Genomic DNA, 14166 nt, shown 5'->3' with positions numbered 1-14166 from the left:
AGATGAGTTAACATATTTGCCACTTCAATCACAAACTTGTGTTTGTGACGGTAACTTCAGACAGGAGTAGATAATGTCCAAGCAACAAATCGGTGTTGTCGGTATGGCAGTGATGGGCCGTAACTTGGCTCTTAACATTGAGAGCCGCGGCTACACAGTCTCTATTTTCAACCGTTCACGCGAAAAGACGGATGAAGTCATCGCTGAGAACCAAGGCAAGAAACTGGCACCTTTTTATACTGTTGAAGAGTTCGTTGAATCGCTGGAAAAACCACGCCGTATCCTTTTGATGGTACAGGCTGGTGAAGCTACAGATAAAACGATTGCTTCTTTGACGCCGCATTTGGACAAGGGCGACATCCTGATTGATGGTGGTAACACCTTCTATAAAGATACTGTGCGCCGTAACAAAGAACTCTCTGACCAGGGCTTCAATTTCATTGGTACCGGTGTTTCCGGTGGTGAAGAGGGCGCACTGAAAGGTCCTTCCATCATGCCCGGCGGCCAGAAAGAAGCGTATGAATTGGTTGCACCAATTTTAGATAAGATTGCTGCTCGTGCGGAAGATGGCGAAGCTTGCGTTGCTTACATCGGTCCTAACGGTGCTGGTCACTATGTAAAAATGGTGCATAACGGCATCGAATACGGTGATATGCAGCTTATTGCTGAAGCTTATGCGCTGTTGAAAGGCGCGTTAGGCCTCGACAATGAAGAGCTGGCAAAAACCTTTACAGACTGGAACAACGGTGAGTTAAGCAGCTACTTGATCGACATCACCAAAGATATCTTCACTAAGAAAGATGAAGAAGGTAAATATCTGGTTGATGTGATTCTGGATGAAGCAGCCAACAAAGGCACCGGTAAATGGACTAGCCAGAGCTCACTGGATCTCGGCGAGCCGCTCTCACTCATTACTGAGTCAGTATTTGCTCGCTATCTTTCTTCTCTGAAGACCCAACGTGTTGCAGCTTCTAAAGTACTGAGCGGTCCCCAGGCTAAAGCATTTACTGGTGATAAAGCTGAGTTCATCGAGAAAGTTCGTCGCGCTCTGTATCTGGGCAAGATCGTTTCCTATGCTCAAGGCTTCTCTCAATTGCGCGCTGCGTCTGAAGAGAATAACTGGGATCTACAATACGGTGAAATCGCTAAGATTTTCCGTGCTGGGTGCATTATTCGTGCACAATTCTTACAGAAAATTACCGATGCATACGCACAGGACGCTAACATTGCTAACCTGCTGCTGGATCCTTATTTTAAGAACATTGCAGATGAATATCAGCAGGCGCTGCGTGATGTAGTGTCTTATGCTATTCAGAACGGTATCCCGACGCCGACCTTCTCTGCTGCTATTGCTTACTACGATAGCTATCGTTCAGAAGTTCTGCCGGCAAATCTGATTCAGGCTCAGCGTGATTATTTCGGTGCGCATACTTATAAGCGCATTGACAAAGATGGCGTGTTCCACACCGAGTGGTTGGATTAAGCTATAGTAAAAAAAGCCTCTTTAAGAGGCTTTTTTTTAAACTGACATTGGCTGCATCAAAAATGATGACAGATAATTATGTTTAGAGTTGTCTGCAATGATAATTTCTTCTGAAAGAAGATGATCATATATTTCCGGGTTAAATTCCTTGAGGAAGCCTGTTCTGAAAAAACAAGCGTCAGGTGTTATTTCTGATGATACTGAGAATGTATGTTTTTCAGCAATGACTTTAATTAGTTCATTTACGCCATGACATCTAAATAGATTAACCCTTTTATTATGTATTTCGTAATCTAGTAAACACGTTGTGACTGTAGAAATACCATACTCACAGTATGGTATTAAATCATCAGAACCTTCTATTCCACCGAAATAAATATCTTTATCCATCCCATACAAATAAATATTTTTAGGTCTGTAATCTAACGCATTTGAACTAAATGCATGTTCAGATAGTTCTGCAGGGTGAACACACCAAATAAAAACTTCTGAAGGATTATTTTTAGCATAATTAAATATTTCAGCGTAAAAAACCCTTTTATCTGAAGGTGAATATAGATACCAATTAGTATTAGATGTAATTAAAGTGAATTTTGGTAACTGCCTTGTCTTGTAGGATTCTTTTTTTGTTGTTCTTGGATATCCAAAACCTTGCTCGCCAAACCACTGTAACTTTTTATCAGAAATTGATGGCAACATACCACCAAAACCAAAGTAATGTGAACGTGTGCTTATCAGCTTTGAGTCATCAGCTAAGTTTATTCCTGTTTGGAACATGCCATGTGGGATTTCGTATATTGGTAATTTCACCTTCAAACAAGCTGAGACAATTTCATTAATTGTTACTGGAATGAATGGAACTACATACCCCAGAAAAACTACTACCTTATCCATATTTGGTAAAAGACCTGCAACGGAATCTTTATCGAGAATAAATTTTATTTTACTTTCCGGGTTTAAAGTTAAATATTCTCTTGAACTTAATTCAAAGTTCTCGGAATATATGTAACTTTCATAGCTACTTTGCTCTGCTACAATTAAAGCAAGTTCAAAGTGAGACTTATTGAATGGTAAGTAAATAATGCGACTATTTGTTCTATTCTTTCCAACAGAAGTAAAGATACCTTTGACAGTGAAGTTATTCATAAACTGTAACCTGCAATTGCTGAGTTGTATGCCTTAAGCGAAGCGATAGTAATAGCTTCCGGATTATCAAATAAATAAGAGAGAGTTGCATACCATTCATCCTCTGTAGAGCATATCCAACCATTTTCGTTATTTGTGATACAATCAACGTATTCTGCAACGGAAGATGCAATAACAGCTACGCCCTGTGATGCGGCTTCTATAAACTTGATATTAGATTTTGCATCATTAAAAACAGTATTTTCTAATGGAACTAAAACGATGTCATGTTTATTAATTTCAGAAAGCATTTCATCAAAATTAACTAATGGTAAAAAATTACACTCTACACCTAGATGTGAAAATATAGACGTTTGGTCGCTAACCATACCTAAGAAACTTAAACTAAACTTATTAGGATAATCTTGCGCCAGTTTCATCAAGGGACCACTGATTGTACTATAGTCCTTTAAGTGAGTTTTTGAGCCTGACAAATACAACACCCGGACTTTTCTATCAATGATTTTTTTGCCTATACTCTCTTTGGGAAGAAAATATTCACGAGGTAATTTGTTTTTAGAAATTGAAATGTTCTCAATCAAATCAGAATGTAAATTGGCGATGGTTTTAGTTGAACATACCATCTGGTCTGCGCCTAATAAAATGGATGAATCTCTGGTCATATCCTTAACTATTTGATGATAATCAGAAATACCTGATCGAACAGCACCTTTATACTCCGAGTAATCTGGAAGTAAAAGATCATCCACATCAATTATTATTTTTACATTCAAAATACGGCAAAGATGCATAAAGTATTTTGTTTTTCGACTACCATTACTGGGGCGGATGAATACCATCTCTTTTGCTGTAAAAATTTCTTTAACGGAGTCCAGAAAACTCGTATCTTGATGGATGATTACCGAAGACTTTTTTCGCACTTCTGGGAAGTACCCGCGATAAAGAAAGGAAGCATTTGTCTTAACAGTATCAAAGAAAATTATTGATTGGCCAGATTCAAAGCGTTCTGATTTTTTTATAGCACGAAAATTAGGTTCAAAAAATTCGCGCCCTTCTTTGTATCCATATGTATAGTAATGATAAGTACCCGATAATCCGGAGTTTCTTATATCTTGATAGAATGAAAGATATTGTTTTTCATCTAATAAAAGACTTTTGATATACGCATCTGATAATTCCGGACGCAACCTTGCAAGATTGGATAAAAAATCCGCGAACTGATCTTGTGAGGGCACATGCGTACTATTCTGTGATTGTGAGTTCGAAGCTGGGTCACTCCGAAGTAGTTTAAAAACAGACGAATATTTCATATGAGTTCAATCTATCATTGGGTTGAAAAAGAGGATAATGTCGCCATTCGTTATCATCACACTTGGGATTTTTCAAATTCGAATGTTATGCTAATATCCTGGTAAGTGTAAAATTATATTTCTTCGGGGCGTTCATATCAAGGATTTTGATGTGTTGAACACGCGATATTAAAATTTATATATGATAAATTAGTAAAAGAGTTAGTACTATTAAACAATCATAGTTTTAATGTTACTTTGCGAGTTGATAATAATGAATTTTTTAAAGCAACTGTACCAGCAGCATGAAGGTAAATCATCGGATAAATGGGATATTTATCTCGATGTATATGATGAGATTTTCTTTGAACGGCGCTCGTTTGTGTCAACTTTTTTAGAAATTGGTGTACAAAATGGAGGTTCGCTTGAAATTTGGAGTAGATACTTTGCTTCGGCTCAACATTTGGTTGGCTGCGATATAAATCCTGATTGCGCCAAATTAAATTATGATAATCCTTCAATAGAAGTTGTGATAGGAAATTCTTCAACAGTTGAAATAAAAGAAAAGATTTTATCAATATGCTCTGAATTTGATGTGATTATCGATGATGGCTCGCATGTTTCTTCAGATATAATAAAATCTTTCTTGCTTTACTTTCCATTAATTGCTGATGATGGAATATATATCATTGAAGATCTTCATGCGAGTTATTGGGAAAGCTTTGAAGGCGGATTATATTACCCCTATTCTTCAATGTCATTCTTAAAGAAACTCGCAGATGTTCCAAATCAGGAGCATTGGGGTGTCAAACGTGATGCCAAAGATTATTTATCTCCGTTTTATCGTTTTTATGATTGTGAATCCATTGATACTGTAGACTACTCAACTATTCACTCAGTTACTTTCGTGAATTCATTATGTATAATAAAAAAGAAAAAATCAGAAAGTAACATCCTTGGTTCTCGTCATATCGCAGGAACTGAGTGGGATGTGTTTTCAAGAAATAAAAATTCGCAGGGTTTAAAAATAAAATGTATACCACAAGAGAAAAACATCTGGAGCAAACTTGATACATTCCCTGAAATGGAATGGACAAAATTAGTTAAGAATGGAGTTGGTAACGAAAATATAAATATTTCTATGCAGGAACAAATTGAATTATCCCAATATGAATTAAATGTAAAGATTAAAACTTTGCTCAATGAGATTAGTCAAAAAGAGTTGTCTTATGAGAGCTTATTAGAAGAAAATGGTCGTATTTCTGTACAGTTAAAAAATCTTACTACAGAAAACCACGCAATATTAAGCTCTAATAGCTGGAAGATTACCCAACCTCTAAGAACTTTAATGAAAAAGTTTAAACGTAACTGAGTACTAATTTATTGAAATTGGATAAAATTTATTGGCCCACTTATCTTTGTGGGCCAAATATTCAATCTTCTTAAGTTCTTCAATTACCCCACCAGCAACTCCCCCCGTCTCCCCGCATTCTCCCCAGCCAGCCGCACCACCAACATCCCAGCCGTCACAAACTTAGTCAAATTCCTCGCATACAGCACGCCACCAAACTCTGCCACCAGCGGCATCACCTGGTCCGTAATCGGATCAACAATCTCCGCTACCACTTCCCCAGCCTTAATCCACTCTCCCAGGTTACGTCGATAAAATACCAATCCCGATTGCGCCGCATGGATATACTCACATCCCGCCAGTTTAGTCGCAGGATTGATCAGGGCAGGGGATTCTCCCACTTCGCCCGCAATATAGCCGCTCTCAATCAACGCATGGATAATTGCGTCAGCATCCTTCTCAGCCATCTCAGGCGATACATCTGCCACACCGCGCAGTTCCAACGTTACCGGCAGCAATCCGCGCGGCATAGGATATTCATCACCAAAACGTTCCGCCAGGGTCAACCAAGGCTCACAGCAGGCTTCATCAAAGGGTTCGCCGCCAGAAATTTGTGCCAGCAGCTGTACTTCGCTGCCCAGCCAGCGCGCCAGTGGTTCAATGTCTGGCCACGCGTGTGGCGTGGTATAGAGGTGCGGTAGCGCGTCCCAGTCGCAGTGCAGGTCAATCATCAAGTCAGCCTGACTTGCCATGCGCATCAGGGTAAAGCGCTGAGAATCTAGTTCAGTGCGCGCAATACGGTCACGGTAGTGACGGTCAATGGCTTCCCGAATCAGCCGTTTATTTTCGTATTCACTTTGCGTCAGCGAACCGTCCAGTTCTTCAACCAGCGCATTGCCTAATGCAGGGAAGCGCCGATTAAAATCCTGACCAGACAGGGTATGAAAGCGCCCCAAATGACTACCGTGCCAGTGTTGTCCCATCGCCAGTGGATTAGCGACCGGCACCAGTGTGATTTTGGCTTTAAGCTGACCAGCGGATTCCAGCTCCAGCAGCTTCTGTTTCAAGTACCACGCCACCGCCATGCCCGGCAACTCATCGCCGTGCAGTGCCGCCTGAATATAAACGCGTTGCTGCGAATCTGTGCCGAAGTGAAAGCTGACAATTTCACGTTGTGTACCCAGCGAGGCGCTGAGTAGAGGATGATGTTGTTGTTGCATAACGCTTCTAGTGTCCTTGACCACGGCACGTTTCAATTGCGCCTGTTTAATTGTATGACTGGAATTATAGTGCCGAGTGGAAAAGGGCGGCACAAAAGCCGCCCAAAAGATTACTGTTGAATGGAGATATCGGTGGCGAAGTACTGCTTCTGAATTTTATCGAAAGTGCCGTTGTTCTTAAGCTCGGCAAATGCATTATCCAGCGCGGTTTTCAGTTCGGTATCGCCTTTACGCAAACCAATTGCGGTACCCGGACCGATAATCGGATCCTGCACAATCGGTCCCGCCAGTTCGAAATCTTTGCCCTGCGGATGTTTCAGGAAGCCATTCGCAGCCTGAGCGGCATCGGTAAACACCACGTCAAGTCGACCAGAGATCAGGTCGCTCTCCACCTGCGCTTGATCGCCATAAGGCACAACCTGCACGCCATGCGGCTGCCATTTGGCGAGCGCATAGCGCTCCTGCACGGTGCCTTGTTCCACGCCGACGGTTTTGCCTTTCAGCGATTCAGCGGTAGGCAGCAGGCCAGAACCTTTACGCGCAATCAGCTGCGTATGGGTGTCGTACAGCGGCACGGTAAAATCAATCTGTTTCAAGCGTTCTTCGGTGATGCCCATATCAGACAAGATGGCATCGAACTTACGCGCTTTTAGCGCCGGGATCATGCCGTCGAACTGGCTTTCCACCCATACGCATTTCGCTTGCATCTGTGCGCACAGCGCGTTGCCGAGATCGATATCAAAACCAACCAATTTGCCTTGTGGCGTTTTGGATTCGAATGGAGGGTAGGTGGGATCAACCGCGAAACGGACCTGATCAATTTTTGCCTGCGCACCAAATGCGCACCCTGCCAGCACAGCCAGCGCCAATGTTTGACGCAGGCGGGCAGATAAACGAGAACTTGCCATAATATCGGTCTTCTTTTGTTGTGATGTTGAGTCACGAAGAGTACCGCTCACCATCAGGCAAGGCAATTAGAGGATTATTTTCATCACGTTACCATTATGCAGCGCCTGGTAATCGGCAATATTCAGCACCACCGATTGCTCCAGCAAACCGGCATTAAAGGCGATTTCGTCATAGCGCTCGAACAACAGCGGATCGACCACCAGCTGTAAATCCGGATGAAAACTGAAAGGCGGAATGGCACCGAATACGCAGCCAGTTAACGCATCGACTTCCGCTGGCGAAGCCAGCGAAGCACGTCGGCCACCCACAGCCGCTGCAACCTTGCTCAGATCGGCCTGCTGATCGGCGGGCAACACCGCCAGCACATGCTGTTTAATACCGTTGCCTTTCACATGACACACCAGCGCCTTCGCGCCTTGCCCCACTTCCGTGCCCCGAATCGCCGCCACCGCTTCACACTTGCCGGTCGCTTCATGTTCCATCACGCGATAGCGCGCCTGATGCTGGTTTAGCAGCGCGAGCAGTTTTTCATGCGTGGTCATGGTTTTTTCCATGCTGATAAATAGCGTAGGGTGTGCATTTATGCGCACCTGGAACATGGGTCACCACGAATGGCGACCCTACGGAAAATTATTTATGACGCGCCCGCAGATTGTTGATGATGGTACTCAAATCCAGCTCCTGATCCTGCAGCAGCACCAGCAGGTGATAAAGCAAATCCGAGGCTTCATTGGTCAACTCGTGACGATCGTTAACCGTTGCCGCCAATGCAGTTTCCACGCCTTCTTCGCCCACTTTCTGCGCGATGCGCTTGGTGCCGCTGGCGTACAGCTTGGCGGTGTACGAGCTCTCCGGATCGGCAGTTTTACGCGAAGCCAGCAGTTGCTCCAACTGATAGAGGAACGTCCAGTCAGGCGCGGCCGGGGAGAAGCAGCTTGAAGTACCGAGATGGCAGGTTGGGCCAATGGGGTTCGCCAGCACCAGCAGCGTGTCGTTGTCGCAGTCCGGCGTAATGCTCGCTACCTGCAGGAAGTGCCCTGAGGTTTCGCCTTTGGTCCATAAGCGGTTTTTAGTGCGCGAGAAGAAGGTGACATTGCCCTCGCTGAGGGTTTTTTGCAGCGCTTCCTCGTTCATGTAACCGTGCATCAGCACTTCGCCGGAAACGTTATGCTGGACGATAACGGGCATCATGCCCGCGGTTTTTACCCAATCCAGCTTGCTCAGTTGTTCTGCAGTTAACACGCGCGAATCTCCACACCGTTGTCGATCAGGAAGTTTTTCAACTCACCGATATTGATAATTTGTTTGTGAAACACTGAAGCCGCCAGCGCGCCATCGACGTTCGCCTGCTCAAAGGCTTCAAGGAAGTGCGGCATGGTGCCCGCGCCGCCGGAAGCAATCAACGGCACTTTGCAGACATCGCGCACCTTCTTCAGCTGCACCAGATCGTAGCCATTACGCACGCCATCCTGGTTCATCATATTAAGAACGATTTCGCCCGCGCCCAGCTTCTGCACTTCCTGCACCCAATCGAGGGTTTCCCACGTGGTCACTTTGGTGCGCGCTTCGTCGCCGGTGTACTGATTAACGTGATATTTACCGCTCGCTTCGTCAAACCAGGTATCAATACCTACCACGATGCACTGCACGCCAAAGCGGTCGGCCAGGCGCGTAATCAGCGTCGGATCGGCCAATGCTGGCGAGTTAATGGAAATCTTGTCGGCACCGAACTGCAGAATGCGCGCGGCGTCTTCTTCGCTCTTGATGCCGCCCGCCACGCAGAAAGGAATATCAATCACTTCCGCTACGCGCGATACCCAACTTTTGTCCACCACGCGGCCATCCGATGAGGCGGTGATATCGTAGAACACCAACTCGTCCGCGCCTTCCTGCGCATAACGCTGCGCCAGCGGCACGATGTCGCCGATGATTTCGTGGTTACGGAACTGAACACCTTTTACCACTTGCCCATCACGTACATCGAGACAAGGAATTATCCGTTTTGCCAGCATGCAATCGCCTCCGCAACCGTGAATTTATCTTCCAGTAAAGCGCGACCAACGATCACGCCCTGCGCGCCGCTGCCGCGTAATGCCGCTATATCATCCAGCGAACCGATGCCGCCGGAAGACTGGAAAGCGATGTCCGGGAAAGCCGCAGACACTTCTTTATACAGTGCAACGTTAGAGCCGCTCAGCGTGCCGTCGCGAGAAATATCGGTACACAGCACATGCTTGAGGCCAACCGGCTGATACCAGCCAATCACCTCTTCCAGCGTGACGCCCGCCGCTTCCTGCCAGCCGCTGATCGCCACGTCTTTGCGATTGTTGGCATCAATGCGCACATCCAGCGCCAGCACGATAGCGTCCGCGCCAAACTCGCTGAACCAGCTTTTCACCTCTTCCGGTTGCTTCACCGCGGTGGAACCGACCACTACGCGCGTGGCCCCGGCAGCCAGCAGCGCCGCTACGTCATCGCGATTGCGGATGCCGCCGCCAACCTGCACCGGCACGTTCACGCCGCGCAGTAAGCTGGTGAGCAGGGGAATCTGACGTTTGGCCGGATCTTTCGCGCCGGTCAAATCCACCAGATGCAGCACTTCGGCGCCCTGGCGCTCGTAATCCTGTAAGCGCGGCAGCGGATCGCTACCGTAATCGCGCTGCTGGCCGTAATCGCCCTGATGCAGGCGCACCACTTTGCCGTCGATTAAATCTAATGCGGGGATAATCATCACATCTCCAGGAAATTTTTCAGCAGCTGCGCGCCCGCTTTGCCCGAACGCTCCGGGTGGAACTGCACGCCGAAGAAGTTATCTTTCTGCAGGGCGGCGGTGAACGGATGGCCGTAATCGCACTGGGCGATGGTGGCGGCATTCACCGGCATGGCGTAGCTGTGCACGAAGTAGAAGTAGCTGCCATCCGGGATATCACGAAACAGATGGTGGCCCGCTTTGGCGGTGATCTGGTTCCAGCCCATGTGCGGCAGCGGTAAATCCTGCGTGTCCATCAGCGTAACTGGCTCATCGACCAGGCCCAGCGTGGTGACGCCACCGTTCTCATCGCTGCCGCGACCCAGCAGCTGCATACCAAGGCAGATGCCGAGCACCGGTTGGGTACAGGCTTTGATCAGATCAATCAGATCGCGCTCCTGCAGCTGATTCATCGCCGCCTGCGCGGTGCCAACACCCGGCAACAGCAGCTTATCCGCGTGCAGCACCACATCCGGGTCGCGGCTCACCTGCGGCGTGTAGCCGAGGCGCTCAATCGCCCACTTCACCGAGGACAGATTCGCGCAGCCGGTATCAAGGATTACCACGTTCATCACAGCACTCCTTTCGAGCTCGGCAAGGTGTTGCCTTCCACGCGAATCGCCTGGCGCAGCGTGCGGCCAAAGGCTTTGAACAGGCTTTCCACGCGATGATGATCGTTACGGCCTTTGGTTTTCAGGTGCAGCGTGCTCATCATGGCGTAGGAGAGGGAGCTGAAGAAGTGCTCGACCATCTCGGTACTGAGATCGCCGACGCGCTGATAGCTGAACTCGGCTTTGAATTCGATGTGCGGGCGGCCGGAGATATCCAGCGCGCAGCGTGCCAGGCACTCATCCATTGGCAGCACGAAGCCGAAACGGCCAATGCCCCGTTTGTCGCCCAGCGCTTTCAACAGCGCTTCGCCGAGCGCCAGACCGGTATCTTCCACGGTGTGGTGATCGTCGATGTAGAGATCGCCTTTCACATCAATGTTCATGCGGAAGCCGCCGTGCACCGCAATCTGATCCAGCATGTGATCAAAGAAGCCGACGCCGGTGTTAATTTTGCTGCCGCCTTCGCGATCCAGCCACACTTCGACTTTAATTTGCGTCTCTTTGGTATTGCGTTGCACCAGCGCATAGCGATCGCGCTTGGTCAGGCGCGCCTGAATCGCATCCCAGTCTTCGCCTTCCGCGCCGTAACGCAGGCCCTGAATGCCCATGTTCTGCGCCAGTTGGATATCGGTAAGACGATCGCCGATCACGTAGCTGTTGGCGGTATCAAGTGCACCGGCGGCCAGCCAGGCTTCCACCATTTTGGTCTTCGGCTTGCGGCAATCGCAGTTATCTTCCGGCAGGTGCGGGCAGATCAGGATGTCGCTGAAATTTACGCCTTGTGAGCTGAGGATCTGCATCATCAGGTTGTGCGGGCCATCAAAATCAGCCTGCGGGAAGCTATCGGTACCCAGGCCATCCTGATTGGTGATCATCACCAGCTGATAGCCTGCTGCCTGCAACGCCAGTAGCGCAGGGATGGCGTTCTTTTCAAACGCCAGCTTCTCCATGCGATCCACCTGATAATCCGTTGGTGGCTCAGAGATGATGGTGCCGTCGCGGTCGATAAAAAGGATCTTCTGACTCATGCTTGCTCCACTGATAAGGCTTGCAGCGCGGCGATCAGGCGCTCGCACTCTTTACGGGTGCCGATGGAGATGCGCAGGCATCCCGCAAGGCCGGGGTTTTTGTTTTGGTCGCGCAGAATAATGCCTTGATCCCACAGCGTTTTAAACACTTTTGGCGAATCAGTGAAACGCGCCAGAATGTAGTTGGTTTCGCTCGGGAACACCTGTTGCACCACGCTAATCTGCGGCAACTGCGCAAACAGCCAGGCGCGATTGGCGTTCAGCTCGGCAACGTGTTGGCGCATCAGTGCGATGCCTTGCTCGCTCAACGCTTGTCCAGCAACATCCGCGACTGGCGTGGCCAGTGGATAGGGCGCAATCACCTTCATCAGCAGGTCGATCACCGGTTTGTTCGCCAAAGTGAAACCGCAGCGTAAGCCGGCCAGCGCAAAGGCTTTGGACAACGTGCGCAGAATCACCAAATGCGGATAATCCTTCAGCCAGCTCGCCAACGTCGCTTGTGGGCAAAACTCAATATAGGCTTCATCGGCCACCACCAGCGCTTTACCGGCGGTCATCGCCAGCAGTTCGCGAATATCATCCTGATTGATCAGGTTACCGGTGGGATTGTTCGGGCTGCACATGTAGACAACTTTTACGCCGTCGAGCTGCTCAGCAATCGCTGGCAGATTCAGCTGCCAGTCATCGAGTGCGGCCACGGTGCGGTATTCGATGCCGATGGTTTCCGCGCTGACGCTGTACATGCCGTAGGTTGGCGGGCAGAACAGAATCGCATCTTTACCCGGTTCGCAGAAGGCGCGCATCAGCAGTTCGATGCCTTCATCCGCACCGCGGCTCACCAAAACCTGCTCTGGCGTCAAACCGGCGTAAGCAGCGTAGCGCTCAATCACAATCTTCGGCTGGCATTCCGGATAGCGGTTCAGCGTCTGCTGCGACAGCTCAAACGGCACCGGCAGCGGGAATTCGTTGGCATTCAGCCATACATCACCGTTACCGCCCAGACGACGCGCCGATTGATACGGCGTCAGCGCGCGCACGTTGGCGCGCGCTAACTCTTCAATATTCAGGCTCATGCTTGCTCCTTCAGTGCGGCAACACGCAGGGTAACGGCATTTTTGTGGGCTTCCAGCTGCTCGGCGGCGGCCAGCGTTTCAATGGTCGCGGCAAGATTAAGGAAGCCTTGCGGCGTCAACTCTTGCACCGTCATACGTTTCTGGAAATCGGCCAGGCCGAGGCTGGAACAGGTGGCGGTGTAACCGTAGGTCGGCAGCACGTGGTTGGTGCCAGACGCGTAATCGCCCGCCGATTCCGGTGACCAGTCGCCGAGAAACACCGAACCGGCGCTGGTGATGCTATCGACCAGGTCGCGCGGCTGGCGTGTCTGAATGATCAGGTGTTCCGGGCCATACAGGTTGGAGATCTCGATGCACTGTTCCAGGTCGCGCAGCACAATCAGACGGCTGCTCTCTAACGCCTGACGTGCGGTAGCCGCACGCGGCAGCTGCGCCAGTTGCTCTTCCACCGCTTGCGCCACGCCTTCAGCCAGTTGCAGCGACGGCGTCAGCAGGATCACCTGCGAATCCGGGCCGTGCTCCGCCTGCGACAGCAAATCGGATGCCACGAACGCGGGTGTAGCGCCTTCATCGGCAATCACCAGTACTTCGGATGGACCCGCTGGCATATCAATCGCCGCGCCATCTAAACGCTGGCTGACCTGACGTTTAGCTTCGGTGACATAAGCGTTGCCCGGACCAAAAATCTTATCCACTTTCGGCACGGTTTCGGTGCCGAAGGCGAGGGCGGCGATGGCTTGTGATCCGCCAACCTGAAACACCTCTTTCACGCCGCACAGCTGTGCAGCGTAAAGAATTTCATCGGCAATCGGTGGCGGCGAGCACAGCACCACGCGACCACAACCCGCGATGCGCGCGGGTGTCGCCAACATCAATACGGTTGAGAACAGCGGGGCGGAACCGCCTGGAATATATAAACCCACCGATTTCACCGGCCGCGTAATCTGCTGGCAACGCACGCCGGGCTGGGTTTCCACATCCACTTCAGCAAGAATCTGCGCATTGTGGAAGGTTTCGATATTTCTTACTGCCACTGCCATCGCCTGCTTCAGCGTGTCGCTCAGACGATCGCTGGCCGCCTGCATCTCTTCTGCCGTGACGCGCAGGTTTTCAACCTGAGCCTTGTCGAAGCGTGCGCTGAATTCACGCAGCGCCGCATCGCCATCACTTTTCACTTTTACCAACACGTCGCGCACGATCTGGCTGATGCTTTCTGAAGCCGAAATCGCCGGACGCATTAGCAGCGCTTGCTGCTGCTCTGTGCTGCACTGTTGCCAATCAATGGGTGTCATCAGCGTGCTCATCGT

At 49.2% G+C, this 14166-nt stretch carries 14 protein-coding genes; 2 read left to right on the top strand and 12 right to left on the bottom strand.

The features are described from left to right. The first annotated feature begins 73 nt into the window (after positions 1-73). Positions 74-1483, top strand: a complete 1410-nt coding sequence (gene gndA / locus ACRQ84_RS08280) for an NADP-dependent phosphogluconate dehydrogenase (RefSeq protein WP_483817719.1) — start codon at positions 74-76, stop codon at positions 1481-1483. Between the two features lie 36 nt (positions 1484-1519). Here gndA and ACRQ84_RS08275 read toward each other — a convergent pair whose 3' ends face one another. Both ACRQ84_RS08275 and ACRQ84_RS08270 read right to left on the bottom strand, forming a co-directional pair. Beyond that, a complete protein-coding gene (locus ACRQ84_RS08275; protein WP_483817718.1) occupies positions 1520-2629 on the bottom strand; it encodes a hypothetical protein in 1110 nt (369 codons plus the stop codon). Beyond that, the gene (locus ACRQ84_RS08270; protein ID WP_483817717.1) at positions 2626-3864 is read right to left on the bottom strand and encodes a glycosyltransferase; all 1239 of its coding nucleotides are present in this window, start codon (positions 3862-3864) and stop codon (positions 2626-2628) included. Before ACRQ84_RS08270 ends, ACRQ84_RS08275 begins: the two co-directional genes overlap by 4 nt. 328 nt (positions 3865-4192) lie before the next feature. Here ACRQ84_RS08270 and ACRQ84_RS08265 point away from each other — a divergent pair, with 328 nt between their 5' ends. Further along, positions 4193-5290: a class I SAM-dependent methyltransferase gene (locus ACRQ84_RS08265; protein ID WP_483817716.1), complete on the top strand. Its 1098-nt coding sequence runs from the start codon at positions 4193-4195 to the stop codon at positions 5288-5290. An 83-nt stretch (positions 5291-5373) separates the two neighbouring features. Here ACRQ84_RS08265 and ACRQ84_RS08260 read toward each other — a convergent pair whose 3' ends face one another. The 10 genes from ACRQ84_RS08260 to hisD form a co-directional block, all read right to left on the bottom strand. Beyond that, positions 5374-6489 carry a succinylglutamate desuccinylase/aspartoacylase family protein gene (locus ACRQ84_RS08260; RefSeq protein WP_483817715.1) on the bottom strand — a complete coding sequence of 372 codons (1116 nt, stop codon included), beginning with the start codon at positions 6487-6489 and terminating at the stop codon, positions 5374-5376. Positions 6490-6599: 110 nt separating this feature from the next. Continuing rightward, on the bottom strand, positions 6600-7397 hold the full coding sequence (locus ACRQ84_RS08255) for an ABC transporter substrate-binding protein (RefSeq protein ID WP_064739663.1): 798 nt from the start codon (positions 7395-7397) through the stop codon (positions 6600-6602). Between the two features lie 66 nt (positions 7398-7463). Continuing rightward, entirely contained in the window at positions 7464-7940 is a 477-nt protein-coding gene (locus ACRQ84_RS08250; RefSeq protein ID WP_073991681.1) for a YbaK/prolyl-tRNA synthetase associated domain-containing protein, read from the bottom strand. An 88-nt stretch (positions 7941-8028) separates the two neighbouring features. Beyond that, positions 8029-8640, bottom strand: coding sequence for a bifunctional phosphoribosyl-AMP cyclohydrolase/phosphoribosyl-ATP diphosphatase HisIE (hisIE, locus tag ACRQ84_RS08245; RefSeq protein WP_483817714.1), 612 nt, complete (start codon positions 8638-8640; stop codon positions 8029-8031). Next, positions 8634-9410, bottom strand: a complete 777-nt coding sequence (hisF, locus tag ACRQ84_RS08240) for an imidazole glycerol phosphate synthase subunit HisF (protein ID WP_007888882.1) — start codon at positions 9408-9410, stop codon at positions 8634-8636. The genes hisIE and hisF overlap by 7 nt, the downstream gene beginning before the upstream one ends. Beyond that, positions 9392-10129 carry a 1-(5-phosphoribosyl)-5-[(5-phosphoribosylamino)methylideneamino]imidazole-4-carboxamide isomerase gene (gene hisA / locus ACRQ84_RS08235; RefSeq protein ID WP_483817713.1) on the bottom strand — a complete coding sequence of 246 codons (738 nt, stop codon included), beginning with the start codon at positions 10127-10129 and terminating at the stop codon, positions 9392-9394. The genes hisF and hisA overlap by 19 nt, the downstream gene beginning before the upstream one ends. Beyond that, complete coding sequence (gene hisH, locus ACRQ84_RS08230; protein WP_008104825.1) at positions 10129-10719, bottom strand: imidazole glycerol phosphate synthase subunit HisH; 591 nt, start codon at positions 10717-10719, stop codon at positions 10129-10131. The genes hisA and hisH overlap by 1 nt, the downstream gene beginning before the upstream one ends. Next, positions 10719-11786 (bottom strand): bifunctional histidinol-phosphatase/imidazoleglycerol-phosphate dehydratase HisB, encoded by a 1068-nt coding sequence (hisB, locus tag ACRQ84_RS08225; protein WP_064739207.1) that lies wholly within the window; start codon positions 11784-11786, stop codon positions 10719-10721. The genes hisH and hisB overlap by 1 nt, the downstream gene beginning before the upstream one ends. Continuing rightward, a complete protein-coding gene (gene hisC, locus ACRQ84_RS08220; protein ID WP_483817712.1) occupies positions 11783-12859 on the bottom strand; it encodes a histidinol-phosphate transaminase in 1077 nt (358 codons plus the stop codon). Before hisC ends, hisB begins: the two co-directional genes overlap by 4 nt. Next, positions 12856-14163, bottom strand: a complete 1308-nt coding sequence (gene hisD, locus ACRQ84_RS08215; protein WP_483817711.1) for a histidinol dehydrogenase — start codon at positions 14161-14163, stop codon at positions 12856-12858. The genes hisC and hisD overlap by 4 nt, the downstream gene beginning before the upstream one ends. Between the last annotated feature and the right edge of the window lie 3 nt (positions 14164-14166).

Origin of the sequence: Pantoea sp. E2023-21 (assembly GCF_051302795.1) — a bacterium.
Taxonomy (GTDB): Bacteria; Pseudomonadota; Gammaproteobacteria; order Enterobacterales; family Enterobacteriaceae; genus Pantoea; species Pantoea ludwigii_A.
The sequence above is the reverse complement of the archived record's forward strand: the minus strand, read 5'-3'. Positions and strand labels throughout refer to the sequence as shown.